This window comes from Micromonospora sp. NPDC049836 (assembly GCF_044465125.1).
In the GTDB taxonomy this organism is placed as follows: domain Bacteria; phylum Actinomycetota; class Actinomycetes; order Mycobacteriales; family Micromonosporaceae; genus Micromonospora.
In genome coordinates this window covers 615,717-636,664 of sequence record NZ_JBITLH010000003.1, presented here as the reverse complement: position 1 = coordinate 636,664, position 20,948 = coordinate 615,717, and the positions used below count along the sequence as shown (strand labels likewise).

At 70.7% G+C, this 20,948-nt stretch carries 15 protein-coding genes; 10 read left to right on the top strand and 5 right to left on the bottom strand.

The features are described 5' to 3' along the window. The first annotated feature begins 124 nt into the window (after window positions 1–124). Window positions 125–859 (top strand): hypothetical protein, encoded by a 735-nt coding sequence (locus ACIBPB_RS10780; protein ID WP_396839326.1) that lies wholly within the window; start codon window positions 125–127, stop codon window positions 857–859. Further along, window positions 856–2,136, top strand: a complete 1,281-nt coding sequence (locus ACIBPB_RS10775) for an FAD-binding protein (protein WP_396839325.1) — start codon at window positions 856–858, stop codon at window positions 2,134–2,136. Before ACIBPB_RS10780 ends, ACIBPB_RS10775 begins: the two co-directional genes overlap by 4 nt. Before the next feature lie 43 nt (window positions 2,137–2,179). Here the strand turns inward: ACIBPB_RS10775 and ACIBPB_RS10770 are convergent, their stop codons facing one another. Both ACIBPB_RS10770 and ACIBPB_RS10765 read right to left on the bottom strand, forming a co-directional pair. After that, window positions 2,180–2,704: a GNAT family N-acetyltransferase gene (locus ACIBPB_RS10770; protein ID WP_396839324.1), complete on the bottom strand. Its 525-nt coding sequence runs from the start codon at window positions 2,702–2,704 to the stop codon at window positions 2,180–2,182. A gap of 120 nt (window positions 2,705–2,824) precedes the next feature. After that, complete coding sequence (locus tag ACIBPB_RS10765) at window positions 2,825–3,127, bottom strand: helix-turn-helix domain-containing protein (protein WP_396839323.1); 303 nt, start codon at window positions 3,125–3,127, stop codon at window positions 2,825–2,827. A 65-nt stretch (window positions 3,128–3,192) separates the two neighbouring features. Here ACIBPB_RS10765 and map point away from each other — a divergent pair, with 65 nt between their 5' ends. Next, window positions 3,193–3,969 (top strand): type I methionyl aminopeptidase, encoded by a 777-nt coding sequence (gene map / locus ACIBPB_RS10760; RefSeq protein ID WP_396839321.1) that lies wholly within the window; start codon window positions 3,193–3,195, stop codon window positions 3,967–3,969. 63 nt (window positions 3,970–4,032) lie between these two features. On the opposite strand, the gene ACIBPB_RS10755 is transcribed toward map, so the two are convergent. From ACIBPB_RS10755 to ACIBPB_RS10745, 3 genes are read right to left on the bottom strand one after another with little or no spacing between them, the layout of a single operon-like run. Further along, on the bottom strand, window positions 4,033–5,175 hold the full coding sequence (locus ACIBPB_RS10755; RefSeq protein ID WP_396839320.1) for a site-2 protease family protein: 1,143 nt from the start codon (window positions 5,173–5,175) through the stop codon (window positions 4,033–4,035). 46 nt (window positions 5,176–5,221) lie between these two features. After that, window positions 5,222–6,502: a 7-cyano-7-deazaguanine synthase gene (locus ACIBPB_RS10750; RefSeq protein WP_396839319.1), complete on the bottom strand. Its 1,281-nt coding sequence runs from the start codon at window positions 6,500–6,502 to the stop codon at window positions 5,222–5,224. After that, window positions 6,499–7,269 (bottom strand): hypothetical protein, encoded by a 771-nt coding sequence (locus ACIBPB_RS10745; protein WP_396839318.1) that lies wholly within the window; start codon window positions 7,267–7,269, stop codon window positions 6,499–6,501. The genes ACIBPB_RS10750 and ACIBPB_RS10745 overlap by 4 nt, the downstream gene beginning before the upstream one ends. Before the next feature lie 183 nt (window positions 7,270–7,452). Between ACIBPB_RS10745 and pglW the strand changes: the two genes are divergently transcribed. From pglW to pglX, 7 genes are all read left to right on the top strand, one after another. After that, window positions 7,453–11,577 carry a BREX system serine/threonine kinase PglW gene (gene pglW, locus ACIBPB_RS10740; RefSeq protein ID WP_396839317.1) on the top strand — a complete coding sequence of 1,375 codons (4,125 nt, stop codon included), beginning with the start codon at window positions 7,453–7,455 and terminating at the stop codon, window positions 11,575–11,577. A 74-nt stretch (window positions 11,578–11,651) separates the two neighbouring features. Further along, window positions 11,652–12,329: a hypothetical protein gene (locus tag ACIBPB_RS10735; protein ID WP_396839316.1), complete on the top strand. Its 678-nt coding sequence runs from the start codon at window positions 11,652–11,654 to the stop codon at window positions 12,327–12,329. A 121-nt stretch (window positions 12,330–12,450) separates the two neighbouring features. Continuing rightward, window positions 12,451–13,410 (top strand): prolyl oligopeptidase family serine peptidase, encoded by a 960-nt coding sequence (locus ACIBPB_RS10730; protein WP_396839315.1) that lies wholly within the window; start codon window positions 12,451–12,453, stop codon window positions 13,408–13,410. Window positions 13,411–13,484: 74 nt separating this feature from the next. After that, window positions 13,485–14,804, top strand: coding sequence for a DUF3696 domain-containing protein (locus ACIBPB_RS10725; protein WP_396839313.1), 1,320 nt, complete (start codon window positions 13,485–13,487; stop codon window positions 14,802–14,804). Window positions 14,805–14,811: 7 nt separating this feature from the next. Continuing rightward, on the top strand, window positions 14,812–15,672 hold the full coding sequence (locus tag ACIBPB_RS10720) for a hypothetical protein (protein WP_396839312.1): 861 nt from the start codon (window positions 14,812–14,814) through the stop codon (window positions 15,670–15,672). A 12-nt stretch (window positions 15,673–15,684) separates the two neighbouring features. Further along, window positions 15,685–17,385: a DUF262 domain-containing protein gene (locus ACIBPB_RS10715; protein ID WP_396839311.1), complete on the top strand. Its 1,701-nt coding sequence runs from the start codon at window positions 15,685–15,687 to the stop codon at window positions 17,383–17,385. A 31-nt stretch (window positions 17,386–17,416) separates the two neighbouring features. Next, a complete protein-coding gene (gene pglX / locus ACIBPB_RS10710) occupies window positions 17,417–20,911 on the top strand; it encodes a BREX-2 system adenine-specific DNA-methyltransferase PglX (protein WP_396839310.1) in 3,495 nt (1,164 codons plus the stop codon). Window positions 20,912–20,948 lie beyond the last annotated feature (37 nt).

Genomic DNA, 20,948 nt, shown 5'->3' with positions numbered 1-20,948 from the left:
GCAGGGCCGGGTCACGGTAGCTGCTCATCCGTCCAGCGTCCCCCGCGCCGGGCCGGGGCACCCGCGGTTTGACAGTTTGACGGATGATGCACCCGGACGACCGGCGCCGACGACGGGATGAGACGTGGAGCTGCACCGGAGCCGAGGGGCCCTGCCGCTGGCGAGCGCCTGCGTGCTGGGCGGGGCGATGGTCCTCGCCCTGGCTGGTAGCGGACTGCTGCGCCGGCTGGTCGCCGTGGGCGCCATCCTGATCGGGGGCGCGGTGCTGGTCGGCGCGCTGCGGCCGTTCCGCTTCGGGATCGGGCCGGACGGGCTGGTGGTGCGGCGCCCGGGGCTGCGCGGGACGTACCGGTGGGAGCAGTTCGAGGCGCTCGCCCTCGACGACGCGGGCCGCCTGCTCGGGCTGCCCTCGGCGGCCTGCCCGCCGGCGGCGCGGACCACCGCCCGCTACCCGGGCGACGGGCGTGCCGCCGTCGAACTGCTCGACCTGACCCAGGTGCGGGAGAGCCCCGACGAGGTGGCGGCGGCGTTGGCCCGCTGGTCCGGCGGGCGCTTCACCGACGCCCGGGGCCCCGTGGCGGCGCTGCGCAGCGGTGCGGAGATCGACTTCACCATCGGGCTGCGCGGGTACGATGTCCGCGCGGTGGACCGGCTGATCGCCCTCGGTCGGGAGGCGCTCGCCTCCGACGACCCGGCGCGGCGGCTGGCCGCCCGGGCCGAGATCGAGCAGGCCCGGTCCGCCGGCCTGCTGGTGGCGCTCCGGGGTTACCAGACCGACCAGGTGGAGCGGGCGCTCGACGCGCTCTGCGCCGCCCTGACCGACACTGACACGTCGACCGATCGGACGACCCCCGCGTGACCGACGCCGCCGCATCCCGCCCGCCGACCACCACCGAGACGCCGGAGCGCGGCGCGGACCGCAACTGGGCCGGCAACGTCCGCTACCGGGCCGCCCGCCGGCACCGGCCGACCAGCGTGGACGAGCTGCGCCGGCTGGTGGCCGGCGCCGAGCGGGTCCGCGCGGTCGGCACCGGCCACGCCTTCAACCGGATCGGCGACACCACCGGCGACCTGATCTCGGTGACCGGCCTGCCGCCCGCCGTGGCGCTCGACCGCGACCGGGGCACCGTCACGGTCACCGCCGGCCTGCGCTACGGCGACGTCGCGACCCGCCTGCACGCCGACGGGTACGCGCTGGCGAACCTCGCCTCGCTGCCGCACATCTCGGTGGCCGGCGCGGTCGCCACCGCCACCCACGGCTCCGGCCGGGCCAACGGCAACCTGGCCACCGCCGTGGCCGCCCTGGAGCTGGTCACCGCCGACGGTGGCCTGCTCACCGTGGACCGCGCCGACCCCCGGTTCGCCGGCATGGTGGTCGGCCTCGGCGCGCTGGGCGTGGTCACCCGGGTCACCCTGGACGTGCTGCCCACCTTCGACATCCGGCAGTACGTCCGGCTCGGCCTGCCCCGGGCGGCGCTGGACGACGCGCTGGACGGGGCGTACAGCGCGAGCGTCTTCACCGACTGGCGTTCGGACCGGCTCGACCAGGTGTGGCTCAAACAGCGCGCCGACCAGCCACCGCCCCCGGCGGACTGGCTGGACACGGTCGCCGCCGACGTGCCGGTGCACCCGGTGCCCGGCATGCCGGCCCAGAACTGCACCGTCCAGCTCGGCGAGGCCGGGCCGTGGCACGAGCGGCTGCCGCACTTCCGGCTCGGCTTCACCCCGAGCAGCGGCGACGAGCTGCAGTCCGAGTGGCACGTCGACCGCGCGGACGCCGGCGCGGCGCTCGCCGCGCTGGAACCGGCCGCCGCGCGGATCGCCGCCGTGCTGCAGATCTGCGAGCTGCGCACGATCGCCGCCGACCGGCTCTGGCTGAGCCCCAACTACGAGCGGGACAGCGTCGCCTTCCACTTCACCTGGATCGGCGACCCGGTGGCGGTGGCGCCGGTACTGGCCGAGGTGGAGCAGCTGCTGGCCCCGTTCGCGCCGCGCCCGCACTGGGGCAAGCTCTTCGCGCGCGACCCGGCCGCCAGCTATCCCCGGTACGACGACTTCCGCGCACTGCTCCGCGAGGTCGACCCGGCCGGGACGTTCCGCACCGACGAACTGGACCGCTACTTCCCGCGTGACTAGCAGACACTCCCGCGAAGTCGTCCACGCGGAAAGACGGATGTCGTCAGAGCGGTAGCTCGTAACGACTGACGAGCGTTCGCATGCCGCCGTCGCTGCGCTGACCCGGTGCACCCCCGACTTCGACATCACCGCGGTGGTGAAAGCCAATGGCCTCGTAGTAGGCCCGCAATCCAGGATTGCCGGCCACGCAGTCGAGCCGCAGCGCAACGGCGTCGTGGCCGCGCGCTTGATCGACAGCCCAGGCCACGATGGCGCGTCCCGTACCCGCGGCCCACCGTTCCACCGCCATGCGGTGCACATATCCAGCTCTGCCCGCGCAGTCGCTCCACAGAGGGTCGGACCAGTCCAGCGTCACCGTTCCCGCCGCGCGACCGCCGGCCCGTACCAGCCAGGTCTCGCCGCGTTCGACGGACGGCGTTATCCACTCGGTATCGAATCGATCGGGCCATTGCCGGATGCCAGCGGCCATCAGCCAAGCCGCGGCGTGGTCGAGTACCGCCACGACCTGCGCCACCTCGGCTGACGTCGCACGAACGAACTGCAGATCCCCGTGTTCCCGGCTCGTCACGAACCAATGATCCGGCACCAGGCCCGCGTCACGACGTCCGGGCCGGGCCACGGTCGCAGGCCAATGAAACAAGTAGCCGCGATCCGCGCGTCCGGAAGGGCTGCCGGCGGCCCAGGCCGCTCAGGAGGCGAGGCGCTGACCCGGGTGGCGGGCCGGTCGGGCGAGTTCGACCCCGGCGGCCGGCTGGTTGATCTCCGCCCAGACCGCGTCGAGGGAGAGGCCGAGGACGTCGGCGATCGCGGCGATGGTCGGGAAGGCGGGGGTGGCCACCCGGCCGGACTCGATCTTCCGGAGCGTCTCCGGCGAGACGCCCGCGTCCAGCGCGGTGCCGAGCATCGAACGCCCGCCCCGGGCGCGACGCAGCAGAGCGCCGAGACGCTGACCGCGTTCGACCTCCGCGGGGGTGAGCGGCAACCTGACCATGGCTGCGATTCTAGTACCGGGATAATATGGCCGGGATATTTATTTGCCGAACGAGTAGGCGTCACATGATCGAGATCCTGAACCCCACCGAGCTGCCCCGGGCCCGGCAGGCCGGTGCCCTGGTCGCCGACATCCTGCGGGAGCTGCGGAACCGCTGCGCGGTGGGCACGAACCTGCTGGACATCGACCGCTGGGCCCAGTCCATGATCGTGGAGGCCGGCGGCCAGTCGTGCTACGTCGACTACGAGCCGCCCTTCGGGCGCGGCCCGTTCGGCCACTACATCTGCACCTCGGTCAACGATGCCGTGCTGCACGGGCTGCCCCACGACTACCGGCTCGTCGACGGTGATCTGCTGAGCCTCGACCTCGCGGTCGCCCGCGGCGGAGTCGTCGCGGACTCCGCGATCAGCTTCCTGGTCGGCGAATCGAGGCCGACGGAGAGCGTCGCGCTGATCGACGCGACCGAGCGCGCACTGCGCGCCGGCATCGCCGCAGCCGGACCGGGCGTCCACATCGGCGACGTCTCGTACGCCATCGGCTCGGTGCTCAACGCGGCGGGCTACAGCGTCAACACCGAGTTCGGCGGGCACGGCGTCGGGTCGACGATGCACCAGGACCCGCACGTGCCGAACACCGGACGGCCCGGTCGCGGCTACCGGCTGCGCCCCGGCCTCCTGCTGGCGCTGGAACCCTGGGTCATGGCGGACACCGCCGAACTGGTCACCGACGCCGACGGCTGGACGTTGCGCAGCGCGACCGGCTGCCGCACGGCGCACAGCGAGCACACCATCGCCATCACCGACGACGGGGCCGAGATCCTCACCCTGCCGACCTGGGCCTGACCGCCTCCCGGAGGCCAGACCTCGCCGCCGACCCGCCGCACGTCGCCCGGCCGCCCGCCCTGACTAGCGGTGGGTGCCGGCCATCTGCTCGCGCAGGCTGCCGCGCTGCACCGCCCGGCTGATGTCGCTCGGCGAGACAATGCCCACCAGCCGCTGGTCGGTGACCACCAGCGCCCGGCCGTCGGCGCACTCGCTGAGCCGGGGGAGCAGGTCGGAGAGCTGCTCGTCCGGGGACGCGAGCACCAGTTCGTCGGCCCGGCAGGACACCTCGGCCAGCGTGGTGCCGGCCCGGCGGTCGGCCGGGATGCCGCGTACCCGGTCGAGGGTGACCAGGCCGACCGGCCGCCCGTCCTCGGTCAGCGGCAGCGCCGAGTGCCGGTACGCGAACAGGTAGTGGTCGACGAAGTCGGCCACGGTCATCTCCCCGGACGCGGTCTGCGGCTGCGGGGTCATCACGTCGGCCACGCGTACCCCGCGCAGCGCGCTGCCCATCCGGGCCTGGCGCTCCTCCACCCCGGCCGCGCCGATCAGGAACCAGCCGATCAGGGCCAGCCAGAGCCCGCCCACCCCGGCGCCGACCAGGAACTGCCACAGCCCCAGCCCGATCAGCAGTACGCCGAGGATCCAACCGGCGCGGGCCGCCACCACGGCCGCCCTGGTCCGGTCGCCGGTGGCCTTCCACACCGCGGCGCGTAGCACCCGCCCCCCGTCCAGCGGGGCGGCCGGCAGCACGTTGAAGACCGCCAGCAGCACGTTGATGCCGGCCAGCCAGGACACCGCGCCGAGCAGCAGGCCGTGCGCGCCGGCCACGGCCAGCAGCACGGCGATCGCCCCGAAGAACAGGCCGATGATCAGGCTGACCAGCGGGCCGACGCCGGCGATGCGCAGCTCGGCGCCCGGGTCCCGGGCCTCGCCCTTGAGCTCGGAGACCCCGCCGAAGAGCCAGAGCGTGATCCCCTCGACCTCGATGCCGTTGCGTTTGGCCACCACGGCGTGCGCCACCTCGTGCGCCAGCAGGCCGAGGAAGAAAACCACCGCGGCGGCCAGGCCGGCCGCGACGTACGCGACGACCGGCCGGTCCGGGTAGGCGCGGGGGAACTGGTTCGCGGCCAGGCCCCACGCGATGAGCAGGAAGATGACCAGGACGCTCCAGTTGACCCCGACGGGTACCCCCGCGACCCGGCCAAGCCGGAAGCTTGCCCTCATGAGTCCGTCATACCCGGGCATCCGTCCCCCACACCAGGGCGGAAAGTCACCCTTTTGCCTGGGCGACTGGCTGTCCGTGCTGTCTGAACATGTTCGCCAGTTCCATTCGTCCTCGACGGACGACGTCGACGAGCGGTGCCAGGTCAGCCGTGTCCGGCACCGGCATGTCGGTGATCAGGTCGCGAACCCCGAAGGGGTAGGTCAGCCAGCGCCGCAGCGCCCGCCGGTCTGCTGAAGCGGCTGGCTCGTCCCCGACCGACCAGACATCCTCCGCGTACGGTGTGTCGTCGCTGTCCAAGGCGGCGAGCAGGCCGGAGTGGCGTACCAGGCACGGGTAGCAGTGCCCGCAGTGCAGCCCGGTTCGGCCCCGGGGCGGGCGGCCGCAACTCAGCGTGACGCTGCTCAGCGTCGCTGGAGGCAACCCTGCCTCCAGCGCTCGTCGGCAGACCTCGCCCTTGGTGAGGTGCAGGTACGGGTTCATCACCGTGACCGATCCACCCAGCACGCGGATGAGTTGGTTGAGCAGGCTCAGCGTGTGGGGATGTACGGACCGGGTGGAGCAGGCGGCGACGCGCGCGGGTGTCAGGGCGGGATTGAGTGCCAGCTGTCCGTTTTCCGGCACCGCGACCTGGGACACCTCGTGGGCGGCGGCGAGGTAGACGGCGGTCGCCGCGTAGAGCAGGCCTCGGCTCCGGGTCGACAATTCGAGCGGCTGTCGAGCCCTGATCTGCTGAGGCGACTTGGATTGCCGGACAGTTCGCAGGGACAGGTCGTCGATCGCCGTGAAGACCCGCTTCTGCTGCGTCGCCCACTGCGGTTCGTAGTACGAGACGAGCAGAAGATCGCCCCCGGCGGACCGTGATCGCTGAGCCGCATACGCGGCCGAGTCGAGACCGCCGGAAAACAGCGCGACCTCCTCGACCGGCTGATGGGTGTGGTGCCGCAGTTGGTGGGGCCAGGCCGCAGCGCGTGGGTGCAACCGGATGTCCCAATGGTCCGCGGTCAGGGTGCCTAGCAGCCGGGACAGCAGCATCAGCGCCTGGCCGGTCCAGCTGTCAGCCTCCGCCACCTGGACAGAGAGATCGATTCGCCTGGTCCACCCGTCGTCGGCGCTCTCCCGCCGGGACAACTTGTCGGCCAGGAAGACCGCCCGGGCTACCTGTAGTAGATCCTGGGCCCAGATCGGCCGGTCCCACGGAACCTCAGCCACTCGAAGTAGCTGGACGTCTGCCCCCGCCAGCAGCTTCGGGTCGATCGGCACCCGGCCGCGCTCGAAGGACGGTCGGCCGTTGGTGGTGTAGTGGTAGACGTGTTGGACCTGGCTCATGCCGCGAACTCCAGCCCGGTGTCACCGAGGCCCAGCGCCTCGTTGACGGTCTCGCTGAGCAGGTCCCGGGCGACCTCGGCCAAACGTGGTCGTTCGGGTTCACGCGCCGCTGCCGTCCCGCACGGGTCGGGCAACAGCTTGACGACCTGATCCGCGACGAAGCCCGCCACGGTGTCGGTGGGATCGAACGCCAACACCGGCACCGCGAGCTTGATGTGCTCCGCGATCAGGACGTGCACGAACTCACCGACCAACTCGCCGAAAAACAGCTGGTATAGCGCGCAGAACAGTTCTCCGGTAACTCGTTTGGGGCGAGCGGTGTCGGCCAGCGGGCCGGCCGGATCGACGAGGCGCTCGGCTACCTCCCGTGCCGCTCGACGGGTGGCGGCGTCCACCACGAGCCGGCCGTCCCCGCCGACCTCCGAGACGAACCGTCGTACGAACTCGTCACCTGACGCCGCCGGGTCCGGCCCTGGCAGGCCACGGAGCACCACGGGATCGGGCCGCCGCAGGCCGTCGAGAACGGCGATGAGCCGTTGCCCGGCGTCCAGGGCGGCATCGCGGAGGCCGAACCGCTCCGGATCGTCCAGCAGCGCGTCACGAAGCGCTCGGCGGAACTGGGCGGCCACTTCTTCGGCGATGCGCCGATCGTCCTCGGTGAGCGAGTCGGGCCTGCTGTCGTTGTCGGGAACCCATTCGCTCAGCCGGTGCTTCGCGCCCGTCCAGCCGCCGCGCTTTGGTCCGGGGAGACGCGTCGATGTGCCCAAGGTGACCTCCCGGAGGGGCGGGAAAGTTCCTTGATCGGAGTCTATTGATGCGGAAAGTATCGACACAAGTGCACAACGTGATTGCTGCGACGTAACCGCTGGCGCTCCATGCAGCCGCCACCCGACCGGTAAGGTGCGATGGCTGAGCTGGAACGGTGACGGCCGGGGTAAAGGGGGCGGCGTATGCGGGAGGACTCGCCGCGGTGGGAGCAGATCAACCCGAGCTCCTACGTCCACGAGCAGGACGGGTTGCGCGAGCTGGCCGGCTACCTGCCCGACACCGACCCGTACCACGTCTGGGCCAACGTCGAGTTCGTCGGTGCTGACGGCTCGATCAACGAGGTCGACGCCCTGGTGCTCACCCCGAGCGGCCTGTACGTGCTGGAGCTGAAGCACTGGCAGGGGGAGATCCGCGGCGACGGGTCCCAGTGGGTGCGGCGGGCGCCCAACAGCCGCCTCATCCCGGAAGACAATCCCTACATCCTGGCCAACCGCAAGGCGAAGCGGCTGGCCAGCCTGATCCGCTACTACGCCCGGCAGCACGGCCGGGAAGCCCAGGCGCCGTACGTCGGTGCGGCGGTCTTCCTGCATGCCAAGGCCATGGACGCCAAGCGCCTCGACGCGATCGGCCGGCAGCACGTCTACGGCCTGGAAGGACGCGACTCGGGGCTGCCCGGTCTCAAGGACCTGCTGCTGACCCAGCCCCGCAACGCGGCGCACCGGGTCGACGAGGCGCGGGGGCGGCAGATCGTCGAGCTGGTCCGGGGCGCCAAGATCCGGCCGTCGGTCGCCGACCGCAAGATCGGCCAACTACTGCTGCACCCGAGGCCGTTCGCCGAAGGGCTCGGCTGGCAGGACTTCCTCGCCGGGCACGCGATGGACACCTCGCTGGTGCGCCGGGTGCGGTTCTACCTGACCAGCCGGGCCGCCGAGCACGAGGTGCCGGCGATCCGCAAGGCGGCGGAGCGGGAGTTCCGCCTGCTGCAGGGCATCCACCACCCCGGGGTTGCCCGGGCACACGACCTGGTCGAGCACGCCTGGGGACCGGCGGTCGTCTTCGACCACCAACAGGACTGGGTACGCCTCGACCAGTGGCTGGTGCGGCGCGGTGACTCGCTGACCCTGGCCCAGCGCCTGCAACTGGTGCAGGACCTCGCCGAGATCATCGACTATGCGCACTCCCGCCGGCTGGCCCACCGGGCGCTTTCGCCCCGAGCGATCTATGTCGGCGACGCGGACGGGTCGCGTCCGACGCTGGTGGTGACCGACTGGCAGACCGGCGGCCGGCTGGCCGGCACCACGCAGGTCACCCGGCTCGGTCCGTCGAGCGATCCGGCCAGTCTGGAACTGTTTTTCGACGACGAGGTCCGCCGCTATCAGGCGCCGGAGGCGGAGAACGCGACCCGGCTGCCCGGCCACCAGCTCGACGTGTTCTCGCTCGGCGCGCTGGCGTACCGGATCTTCGCCGGCACGGCGCCGGCGGCCACGCCGGAGGAACTGGTCGCTGCGGTGCGCGACAGTGGGCTGCACCTGGACGCCGCGGTCGACGGCATGCCGCACACGCTGGTCACCCTGGTCTACGACGCGACCCGGGGTGATCCCGCGCAGCGGCTCGGCGGCGTGTCGGCGATCCGCGACCGCCTGGAGAAGGTCTGGGAGGAGCTGACCGCGCCGGAGCCGGAGCCGGTGGCCGATCCACTTTCCGCCCACCGGGGCGACCTGCTCGACGGGGGCCTGGAGGTGAAGGAGCGGCTGGGCTCCGGTGCCACCGCCGTCGCCCTGCTCGTGAAGCGGGTCGGCGAGGACTCCCGCGACCTGGTGTTGAAGGTGGCCCGCGATGAGCAGCACGAGGAACGGCTGACCGCGGAGGCGGCTACCCTGGGCCGGCTGAAGCACCACCAGGTGGCCGCGCTGGTCGATGGCCCGGTGCGGGTCGGCGGCCGGACCGCCCTGTTGATGGAGAGCGCCGGGCAGCGGACTCTCGCCGAGGAGCTACGGGGCGGCCGGCTCGCGATCGACCTGCTGGAGCGGTACGGGCGGGACCTGCTCGACATCGTCAACTACCTGGACGGGCAGGGCGTCTGGCACCGCGACCTGAAGCCGGCCAACCTGGCGGCCCGGCCCCGGCCGAAGGACAAGCAGCCGCACCTGTGCGTATTCGACTTCTCGCTGTCGTCGACGCCGGCGGACCAGATCGGGGCGGGCACGGTCGGCTACCTCGACCCGTTCCTCGGGCCGCCGCGCCGGCTGCGCTACGACGCGGCGGCGGAGCGGTTCGCGGCGGCCGTCGTGCTCTACGAGATGGCTACAGGCACGCTGCCCCGCTGGGGGGACAACGCCAACCCGGCCGCGGTCAGCGACGAGGTGACCCTCGATCAGGCGGCGTTCGACCCGGCGGTCGCCGACCGGCTGGTGGAGTTCTTCGGCCGGGCGCTGGCCCGGGACGCGGCGGCCCGGTTCGACACGGTCGACGAGATGACCGACGCCTGGCGAGCGATCTTCCAGCAGGTCCCGCAGCCGGCGGTGACGCCGGTCGGCCCGGTGCCGGCGGTGGTGGGGCTGACCCGCGAGTCGCCGCTGGAGGCCACCGAGCTGACCGCCCGGGCGCGCTCGGCGCTCGAACGGCTCGGCATGCACACCGTCGGCGAGCTGCTGGATGCGGAGCCGTCGGAGCTGACCCGGGCCAAGGGGGTGCCGGACGCCACCCGCAAGGAGATCCTCGCCCAGGCCCGGGCCCTGCGCGCGGTGCTGCCTGGCGCGAGCGAGCCGGGCGACACCGAGGTTCGGCCGGTGGCGCAGGGCGTCGAGGCGCTCTGTGCCACCCTGCTGCCGCCCAAGACTTCCCGCAACCACCGCACCCTGGCGGTGCTGCTCGGGCAGACCCCCACCGACGATGGCACGTTCCTGTGCTGGCCGGCGCAGAGCGAGGCGGCTCGGGCCACCGGCCGCAGCCAGCCGCAGATCTCCAAGTTGCTCAACAGCCAGGCCAGGATCTGGCTGGGCGAGCCGGCGCTGGACGCGGTGCGCAACGAGATCGTCGCGCTGCTCGACACCCGTGGCGCGGTGATGTCCGCCGAGGAGTTGGCGCAGGCGTTGATCGCGGCCCGCGGCTCATTCACGGCTGAGCCGAAGCGGCTGCCCCAGGCCGTGGGCCTGATCCGGGCTGCCGTCGAAGCCGAGCTGAGCACCGGCGGCGACGCCCGGGTGGCCACCTACCGGTTCCGCGCCTCCGGCCTCGTCCTGGTCGGCCGGGAGCCGGAGGACCCGGCCTCCGACGTCACCGCCGCCGACTTCCTCGAGTACGTGGTGGAGCTGGGCGGCCGGGCCGCGGAGCTGGCAGCCGCCGACCCGCTGCCGACCCGGCAACGCGCGGTGGACGAGCTGCGCCGGCTGCCCGTGCCGGCCGGCATGCCGGCGGTGGCGGATCTGCGACTGTTGCAGCTCGCGGCGATCGGCAGCAACGACCGGGTCGATGTCAACGCGCAGGGGCAGCTCTACCCGGTGGGGATGTCGGCGGAGCGGGCACTGCGACTGTCGGTGGGCAGCCTGATCGGGCAGCGGCTCGGCGAGCAGCAGATCCGGGACCGGGTCCACAGCCGCTTCCCCCGGGCCGAGCGGCTCCCCGGTCGCACTGGCCTGAACGACCTGCTCGCGGTCGCCGAGGTTCCGCTGGTCTGGTATCCGAAGGAGCAGTTCTACGGGCCGGCGACCACCGCGGCGTCGGTGACCGGCACCCGGCTGGCCACCACCCACACCCCGTTGCTCGGGCTCTCCGCCGCAGACGAGGTGGGCGACAAGCTCGCCTCGTCGATCGAGCGGCGGGCCTTCCTCGCGGTGCTGGCGCCGCTGCGCCGGCTCGGCCCGGCCCGGCGGGCGCTGCTCGCCCGGTCGCCCCTGACCGAAGTGGACGTCACGGCGATCCTGCTGGACCGGCTGCGCGCGCTCGGCTTCCCCTGGGAGGCGATCGTGGCGGCTGACAACGGCTCGCCGCTGGACGCTGACTTCCGCAGCCTCGTGGACCTGGTCCGGCACCAGGTGGTGCCGGCGATCAGCGAGGCCATTGCCGCCGCCGACGGACACGTACTGCTCACCGAGGCGGCGCCGCTGGCCCGCTACGGGCAGCTCAGGCTGCTCCAGGAACTGTCCGATCCGACCCGGCCCCGACCGGCGGCGCGGCTGCTGCTGGTGCCGGCCCGCCGCCCTGAGCCCGCAGTGCTGGACGGGATGCAGTTGCCGCTGACCTCGCCCGCCAGTCAGTCGCTCTGGCTGGCCGACGACTGGATCGAGGCGGTGCCGGCTCGGCCCTAAGTAAAAAAACTACTTCAGGAAGTGTTGTCAGCTGAGGCTGACTGCGAGATAGTGATTCTCCAAGTAGTTTTTCCTTGGAGGTTCGTGTGCACCTTACTGACGAAGCGGTTGCCGAGATCCGTGCCCTTCTGGGCGACATCGCTCGGGCATCTGGACGCATCCATGCTCTGCTCGATGGCCATCCGTTCCAGGGTGGCCCGCCCGGCGTCGAGGAGGCAGTGACGGTCGCCGACCGCGCCTCGATCGACTTCTCGATTGTCGATGCTCGGCCGTTGACCCCGGGATCCTTCAACTTCCGGTGGCCGACCGGCGAGGCCGCGTACGTTGACGCCACCCGGTATACGGTGCGCCGCGACGACAACGAGTATGTCTTCGTGATCGGCGCCGAAGAGGGTGGACGCTCGGCGTACCGACGGGCGGATCGGGGCCGAATTGTGGTGTTCCTCCGGCAGACCGCCAGCGCGAACTCCTATTACCCCTTGCTGGAGTTCGCCGAGAGCGACCTGGACGCCGACCTGTACGCGGCGCTCATCCCGAAGCCGGGGCAGAAGACGGCCCGAGCGACCGTGGATGATCTCGACACCCTCCGCCATGTCGCCCATCTGCAGCAGGCCGACATCCGGCGGGCCGATGAGGTGTTCGACTCGTCGGCGAATGCCCCGTCCTTGCGGGTCCTGGTTCGCCGCGATGACCCCAATATGTTGATCACCCACTCCTGGTGGGTGGGGCGGCTGCGTGGCACCGCCCCGTAAGTCGTCAGCAAATGCGAGCTGGGGCAGCTTCACGTCGTGGAGCTGCCCCAGCTCGGGGCATCGAGCAGGTATTGGGGTGCATCAGATATCCGACTGGACCGGGTAGATCCATCGGGAATAGTTGCGGAGGTGGGACAGGGATGAGGGTGATGACCCGTACCTGTGGCTGGAGGACCTGGACGGTGCGGACGCCGCCGGGTGGGTGCGGCACCGCAACGCGGAGACCGTCGCCGCGCTGACCGGGGGCGGGCGCTTCGGCACCCTGCGGGACGAGATCCGGCAGGTCCTGGACGCCGACGATCGGATTCCCTATCCGAGATGGCGCGGGGATCGCTACTGCTACAGCTTCTGGCGAGACGCTGCGCACCCTCGTGGGCTCTGCCGCCGGACCACCCTTGAGCGGTACCGTCGCCCGGCGCCGGAGTGGGACGTGTTGCTGGACGTCGACGCGTTGGCTGCCGAGGAGGGTGAGAACTGGGTCTGGAGCGGCGTGACGGTGCGGCGGCCCGACTACGAACGTTGCCTGATCAGCTTGTCCCGAGGCGGTGCGGACGCGGTTGTGGCGCGCGAGTTCGACCTCGTACGCCAGTTCTTCGCCACCTTGGCCGACGGCACCCGGGTGCCGTACTTCGTGGTGGGGGAGCCGGACGCGCCCGCCGGGCCGGCCCTGCTCACGGGGTACGGCGGGTATGAGATATCCCAGACCCCGGACTATGACGGGGTTATCGGCCGGGGTTGGGTGGCCCGGGGCGGCACGTATGTCGTGGCGAACATCCGGGGCGGCGGGGAGTACGGACCGGAGTGGCACCGCGCCGCGATGCGGGAGAACCGGCCCAGGGCGTACGAGGACTTCGCCGCGGTGGCGGCCGACCTGGTCGAGCGGGGGATCACCACGCCGGCGCAGCTCGGCATCGAGGGCGGCAGCAACGGCGGGCTGCTGACGGAGCAGCACGCGTTCATCTCGGCGCTGATGTTGGAATTCCTCTGGCGGAAGCTGACCGATTCGCAGCATGCTGCCATACCTCGTCAGCCATCAACGGCCGATGTGGGGGAGCGGCCGCTGACCGTCGAGACGCAGTAGCGGGCTCGGCGGGCGTCTCATATGGACATCCGGAGGGTCCACGCGTAGTCACGCGCTGTGGTAGGAATCTTGGAATGCCCCTCCGCACACTCGTGCTCGAGAACTACCGCTGCTTCCGGGACCGCCAGGAGATCGAGTTGGCGCCGGTGACGGTCGTGCTCGGCAAGAACAACTCCGGCAAAAGCGTGCTGACCCGGGCGCCACTGGTGATCGCGACCGGCTTCAACACCACCAGCACCGCGCCGCTCGATCTGGACCGGCTCGGCCCCGAGGTGGTGGACGACTTTCGGGAGCTCTTCCACGACCACCTGACGGGCCGCCCGATCAGCCTGGGGGTGGTGGTCGACGGCAGCAACCGGTTCGTGCTGGAGGCCGACATCCAGTACGTGGACAGCATCAACAGCGCCGTCGTGTCGTTCCTGGACCTCCAGCACCGGCGGCTGGAGGCGCTGTTCAGCGCGTCTCGGCTGGTCGGTCAGGGCCGCCCGGAAACTCCGGACATCGACGGCATCGCCGAGACACCGCAACCGCAGATTCGCCGCGGGGAGACCCTGGAGTACGAGATCCAGTGGCGGGGCGAGAAGCGGACGGTAGGTAGGGTCGACTTCCGGGGCCTGCTGCCGGACCTGGCCGCCGTGCCGGAGTTGGCGGACGTCGGCCGACTCGACCTGAGCCTCGGGCCGATCCGCTACCTCGGGCCTTATCGGGAACGGGTCGCCCGGCAGCACCGGCTGCCGCTGGGCAAGCCGACGGTGCTCGGCGCGCAGGGCGAGGGGACGGCGGGCATCCTCGCCGACGACTTCCGGCGGGCCGACGGGGCGCTGGTGGCCCGGGTCAATGAGCTGTTGGCGACGATCGTGCCGGACTGGCGGATCGCCGAGATCCCGGCCGGCCCGCTCTGGTCCACCGTGTTGACCCGCCGGGGCAGCGAGGTGCGGGTGAACCTGGCCGATGCCGGCACCGGCCTGGCGCAGGTGCTGCCGATCCTGGTGCAGTGCGGGCTCGATGAGCTGCGGGGCGAGCCGAGCGAGGCGTTGCAGATCATCGAGGAGCCGGAGCTGCACCTGCATCCGGCGGCGCACGCCGAGTTGGCGGATCTCTACCTCGCGACCGCCAAAGCGACGAAGACGCAGTTCCTCATCGAGACGCACAGCGAGACGTTGCTGCTGCGGTTGCGCCGACGTATCGCCGAGGCCGACAACGACTTCACCGCGGACATGGTCAAGGTTTACGTCGTCGAGCAGCGCGACGGGGCCTCGACGGTGCGCCGGGTCGACATCGACGAGTTGGGCAACCTCGACGAGAGCTGGCCGGACGGCTACTTCTCGCAGGACTACCACGAGGTGCGGGCCCTCGCGGCGGCCCAGATGGAGCGGCTTGACGATGCTTCTTGACATCGACGTGGAGGTGTTCGACGGGGCCGACCACCTGCCGGTGCTGGAGCTGCTCAAGCTAGTCGTGCGCGGCCGGCACGAGTGGCGGCCGGCTGCTCCGGCGGCGATGCGGGCGAGGGCGTTCGCCGCCGAGCTGGCCGGGGCGCAGATCCGGCTACCCATGCTGGAGCTGCTTGGGAAGACGGTCGAGGCCGCCGCCGACCGGGGTCGAGCGGCCGCACCCGCCCAGGACGGTCCCCAGCCGTTCCGGATCACCTCGACCAATGTCGGGCCGGCGTCCGAGGACCTGGGTAGGCCAGCTGTGCTGGTCGTGGAGAACCGGATCGGCGACGGCGGGTTTGTCAGGGCAATGGCCGCCGCGCTCAACGACGAGCGGGTGGTGGGCGCACTCAGGAAGCGCTGGTTGAAGTTCTGTCACAGCGGCGGCACCGGGCAGATGGCCGATCTCGCGGCCGACGAATGCCGCGACTTTGCCCTGATCGTCAGGGTCGCGATGCTCATCGACAGTGACCGGGAGGACCCCGCCAAGCCGAGCCCGAACGAGCGGAAGGTGCAGCGGGCCCGGCAGGGTGGGGTGCCGCACGTCCACATGTTCACCTGGCGGATGGTGGAGAACTACGTGCCGTTCCGGGTCTGGGAGCGGCACTTTCCGTACAAGACAGCGAAGCTCAAGGAGCTTCGCGAGTGGGTCCCCCAGCAGCGAGGTTACCGCCACCTCAAGACCTACTTCGTGGGCAAGGATGGCCAGATGCCGGCTCCGTTGATGCCGGACGACATCCGGCTCTCCGAGGTGGACTTCCACGAGCTCGGGCCGGATGTCGTGGCCGAGCTGCGGCAGGTGCTCGCGATGATTCGCCGGATTCTGTAGGACACTGGCGTCATGTTGAGCGACCGGGGCGAGAGCCGGCTGGAACCCGTCGTCCTGCACCTCGACCACGTGCTGGAGGACATTGCCAGCGGTCTGCTGCGGGTGCCCCAGTTCCAACGGCCATACGTCTGGCGGCCCGAGCAGATGCTGGAGCTCTTCGACAGCATCGAGCGCGGTTATCCGATCGGCAGTGTGTTGCTCTGGGAGACCACGGAGGACGTGCTGTCCCTGGATCACGTCGGCGAGGTGGCGATTCCCGATGCCCCGCCCGGACGCCCGGTCTCCTATGTGCTCGACGGGCACCAGCGGCTCTCCACCCTCTTCGGGGTGCTGCGCCGGTTGGGCCGGCCGCCGCGCGCCGACGATCAGCGGGAGTGGAAGTGGCGGGTCTACCGTGACCTCACGCCGCGAAGCGACTCGGAGCGGTACCGCCACTACCGGGGGGCAGGCACCCCTCCGGCTCCGCCGCCGGACCACTACCTGCCGGTGCGCGCGGTGGCCAGCACGCTTGACTTCCTCAACTTCAGCCGCAACTTGGAGCTGCGGGTGGGACGGGAGCGGGCGGACCATCTGGTCCGGGAGGCGGAGCGGGTCGCCCAGCGGATCAGGAACTACAAGCTCACCCTGATCCGGCTCCAGGGCGGCGGCCTGGACCAGGCGGTCGACGTCTACACCCGGCTCAACCGCAAGGGCGTACGGATGGACGCCGACCAGATGGTCTCGGCGCTGACCCACCGGACAAACCAGCGAACGTTGGCCAGTCGGATCGACGAGATCGCCGAGTCGGTCGCCGCCACGGGCTTCGGTGAGCTGCCGCGGCTGGCCCTCTTCCGGGTCGTGCTCGCGTTGGCCGGCGAGCAGGACGTGATGACGCCCCGGTGGGAGGCGGTGGCGCGGCGGCTGCAGAACCGGCTCGTCGAGGCGGTCCCGGATGCGGAACGGGCGGTCCACGCGGCGGTCGAGTTCCTCCGCTGGGCGGGTCTCCCGTTGGCCCAGCTCCTGCCGTACGCGCACCAGCTCGTGGTGCTTGCCAAGTTCTTCCACCACTGCCCGAAGCCGGACGATGAACAACGACATGAGCTGCGGCGCTGGTTCTGGGTGACCTCGTGGGCGGGCTCATTCGCCGGGGCGAACTCCACCACCCTGCGCACGAAGCTGCGCGAGATGCAGGACTTCGCCGAGCGGCGGGGGACGCTCACGCTCGACCTGGCCGACGTCCAACCGATGCCGGACAGGTTCAACCTGAACAGTGCCCGGACGTTGGCGTACGTGGCGTGGGAGATCGGCGAGTTCCCGAAGCGGCGGGACGCGCTCGGCCAGGAGTTCGACGTGGCGCAGCGGATCGCCGCCGGGCCGACCCAGGCGTACCGTCCGGTCTTCGCCGGCTACCCCGAGCCGGCGAACCGGCTCGTGTTCCCGACCGTGCCCGGCATCGGACTCTGGACATCCCTGGCCGAACTCGCGGTTGACGGCGGCCTGACCAACGACGGTTCGCTCAACCCGTACACCTCCGCCGGCGCCCGGCGGATCCTGGAGAGCCACGGCATCTCGCGGGCGGCCTGGAACTGCCTGCGCTGGGAGCAGGCTGACCTTTTCGTCGCGGACCGGACGATCCTGCTGGAGGCTCGGCTGCGGGCGTTCGCGGCGAGGATCGACGTCCCGCTCGGGGACCGGCTGGAAGGCGTCGCCGACGATGACTCGGCGGAGGAGTAGTCCCGGGGACTCAGGATCGTAGAATCTGGCGGTGATCGAGCTGAAGGCGCTGCAGGCGCAGGTCAAGACCCTGGTGGAAGATCTCCGCGGCCAGGTCGCGGAGGCGCCGGGCCTGCGCGCCGAGCTGCGCCAGGAGTACGCGCAGGCGCAGGCCGCCGAGCGGGTCGGCGCGAGCTTCGAGACCTGGCTCGATGACGTGCTCGACCAGGCGGCGGTGGCCTGGGTGCTGGGCTGCGTGTTCGTCCGGTTCTGCGAGGACAACGAGCTGGTCGACGGGCTGTGGATCGGCGGGGCCGACCCGGCCGCGCCGGCCGAGCGGGCGGTGCAGCACCGGCAGGCGTACCTGATCGCCAACCCCCGGCACAACGACCGACACTGGTTGCGGGAGGCGTTCGGTTACCTTGCCGAGCTGAAGGCCACCGGCAAGATCTTCGACCACCACAACCCGGTCTGGCGGTTCGACATCTCCGGCCCGGCCGCCGAGGAACTGAGCGAGTTCTTCCGGCGGGGCGCCGGCCAGGAGTCACTGCGCCGCGACGACCTGAACACCCGCTTCCTGGGCGACCTCTACCAGGACCTGTCGACGCACGCGAAGAAGACGTACGCGCTGTTGCAGACGCCGGAGTTCGTGGAGGAGTTCATCCTCGACCGCACCTTCGAGCCGGCGGTCAAGGAGTTCGGCCTCCCCGCAACCAGCGTCATCGACCCGACCTGCGGCTCCGGCCACTTCCTGCTCGGTGCGTTCCACCGGCTGGTCCGCAAGTGGCAGGACCGGGAGCCGGCCACCGACGTCAAGGTGCTGGTCGAGCGGGCGCTCGGCCAGGTGACCGGCGTCGACATCAACCCGTTCGCGGTGGCGATCGCCCGGTTCCGGCTGCTGATCGCCGCCATGAAGGTGTGTGGCCTGACCAAGCTGGAACGCACCCCCGGCTTCCCGGTCCGGGTGGCGACCGGCGACTCGCTGCTGCCGTGGGACGGGTTCCGGTCGCGCGCGCAGGGCGACCTGCTCGCCGCCGTCGAGGGCAAGGAGGTCTTCGCATACGAGAGCGAGGACGCCGACCTGCTCAAGGACTACCTGGCCGAGAATCAGTACACGGTCGTGGTCGGCAACCCGCCCTACATCACCGTCTCGGACAGCGTTCGCAGTAAGCTCTATCGCGGCATCTACAACACCGTGTGTCACCGGCAGTACGCCCTTACCGTTCCCTTCGCCAAGCGCTTCTTTGATCTTGCGAAGTGGTCCGACGAGGATGGCGATGGTGCTGGCTACGTCGGTCAGATCACGGGCAATGGCTTCATGAAGCGCGAGTTTGGAAAGAAGCTCGTCGAGGACTACTTCGCGCACAATATTGAGCTGACTGAGGTAATCGACACGTCGGGTGCCTATATCCCCGGCCACGGTACGCCGACCGTCATCCTCGTTGGGCGAGCTAACAAGCGTCGTCGTCAGGAGACGATCCTGGCTGTCCTGGGAGTTCGCGGAGAGCCCTCGATGCCGGCCAACCCTTCACAGGGCAGAGTGTGGTCGGCAATCGTTGATCAGGTGAACAATCCCCGCTTGTCTTCTGAGTGGGTGTCGAGTGGCCAGCTGGAGCGCCGCCGGTTGGCTCATCACCCTTGGAGCCTGGCCGGTGGCGGCGCTTCGGATCTGATGGCGCAGATTGCCAAGCAGGAGACGAAGATGGCCGACCGGGTGGCGGTGATCGGCAGAGTCACCCACACGGGGTCAGACGACAGCTATTTCGGGCCAACCGGTGCATGGGGCCGGTTCGGTGTGGAAGGTCGGGCCGTCGTTCCCCTCGTAGCTGGTGACGTTCTGCGGGATTGGGTGATCGACTCGGACATCGACGCCCTGTTCCCATACGACGACGAGCTGATGGCATCGCTCCGTGACAGATTCCTGCATCGAATCCTCTGGCTTACCGCGGGAGTTCTCCGACAGCGTCGCGAACCCAACGGCACGCACGAGGAGATCGGCCTCACCTGGTATGAGTGGAGCCGATGGCATCCGGAGCGGTTCGTCGTGCCACTCGGCATCGGTATGGCGTTTGTGGCGACGCATAACCACTTCGTGCTGGATCGGGGTGGGAAGGTCTTCAAGCAGTCGGCGCCGGTGATCAAGTTGCCGGAGGGGGCGACGGAGGACGATCACCTGCGGCTGCTCGGAGTGCTGAACAGCTCGACCACCTGCTTCTGGTTAAAGCAGGTGAGCCAGAGCAAGGCAGGTAGCGGGATCGGACGCGGTATTCAGCCCGAGGCGTGGATGGATCGGTGGGAGTTCACCGGTACCAAGCTGGAGGACTTTCCGCTGCCTTCGGCGTACCCATTGGAGCGGGCGCGGGAGTTGGATGGGCTGGCGCAGCGGCTGTCGAGCTTGACCCCGGCGGCGGTTGCCGCCTCTGGGGTGCCCACCCGGCAGCGGCTCGCGGAGGCCGAGCGGGAGTACCACTCGGTGCGGGCGCGGATGATCGCGCTTCAGGAGGAACTGGACTGGGAGGTCTACCGGCTCTACGGGCTGATCGGCGAGGACCTGACCTGCGCCAACCCGCCGGAGCTGGCTCTGGGGGAGCGGGCCTTCGAGATCGTGCTGCACACCAGCGGGGCGCAGACCGAGTGGTTCAACCGGCACGGGTCCAAGCCGATCGACCGGCCACAGCCGCACTGGCCGGCGGAGTACCGGTCGCTGGTGGAGCGGCGGATCGCTGCGATCGGGTCCAACCGGCACGTCGGGCTGATTGAGCGGCCGGAGTGCAAGCGGCGCTGGTCCACTGAGGGCTGGGAGAAGATGCAGTCGGCCGCGCTGCGGGACTGGCTGCTCGACCGGTTGGAGGCGCCCGAACTGTGGGGCGGGCAGCCGACGCCGCTGTCGGTGGCGCAGCTCGCCGACCGGGTCGGCGGCGATCAGGACCTCCGCGCGGTGCTGGAGCTGTGGGTCGGGCACGACAACTACGACCTGACAAAGACGGTCGGCCTGCTGATCGCCGACGAGCATGTGCCGTACCTGCCGGCGCAGCGCTACAAGCCGTCCGGGCTGCGCAAGCGGGCGCAATGGGAGCGGACCTGGGCGTTGCAGCGCCGGGAGGACGCGGGGGAGAAGGTCGAGATCGAGGTGCCGCCGAAGTACACGTCGGCGGACTTCGTCCGGCCGTCGTACTGGCGGGCACGCGGCAAGCTCGACGTGCCGAAGGAGCGGTTCATCTCCTACCCCCAGGCGGGGCGGGACAACGACGGCAGTGAGCTGCTCGGCTGGGCCGGGTGGGATCACCTGAAGCAGGCACAGGCGCTCGCCACCGTCTACCTCGACCGAAAGACGCAGGAGGCGTGGCCGGCGCACCGGCTGCTGCCGTTGCTCGCCGGGCTGGCCGAGATCGAGCCGTGGCTGCACCAGTGGCACTCGGACGAGCAGCCCGGATTCCCCGGGTCGCCCGCTGAGTTCTTCACCGACTTCATCAACGCCGAGCTGTCCCAGCTCAGCTCCGACCGCTCCGCGCTGACCCTGCTCCGGGGCGTACCGGAGTTGCCGTGACCAGTTGCAACAGGACGTTGAGTGCCGGCGGCCGATA

What these genes read in the sequence shown, in the direction of transcription:
- ACIBPB_RS10715 (WP_396839311.1), top strand. Translation starts at nt 15,685, where the DNA reads ATGTTGAGCGACCGGGGCGAGAGCCGGCTGGAACCCGTCGTCCTGCAC.
- ACIBPB_RS10750 (WP_396839319.1), bottom strand. Translation starts at nt 6,502, where the DNA reads ATGAGCCAGGTCCAACACGTCTACCACTACACCACCAACGGCCGACCG.
- ACIBPB_RS10725 (WP_396839313.1), top strand. Translation starts at nt 13,485, where the DNA reads ATGCCCCTCCGCACACTCGTGCTCGAGAACTACCGCTGCTTCCGGGAC.
- ACIBPB_RS10765 (WP_396839323.1), bottom strand. Translation starts at nt 3,127, where the DNA reads ATGGTCAGGTTGCCGCTCACCCCCGCGGAGGTCGAACGCGGTCAGCGT.
- map (WP_396839321.1), top strand. Translation starts at nt 3,193, where the DNA reads ATGATCGAGATCCTGAACCCCACCGAGCTGCCCCGGGCCCGGCAGGCC.
- pglW (WP_396839317.1), top strand. Translation starts at nt 7,453, where the DNA reads ATGCGGGAGGACTCGCCGCGGTGGGAGCAGATCAACCCGAGCTCCTAC.
- ACIBPB_RS10755 (WP_396839320.1), bottom strand. Translation starts at nt 5,175, where the DNA reads ATGAGGGCAAGCTTCCGGCTTGGCCGGGTCGCGGGGGTACCCGTCGGG.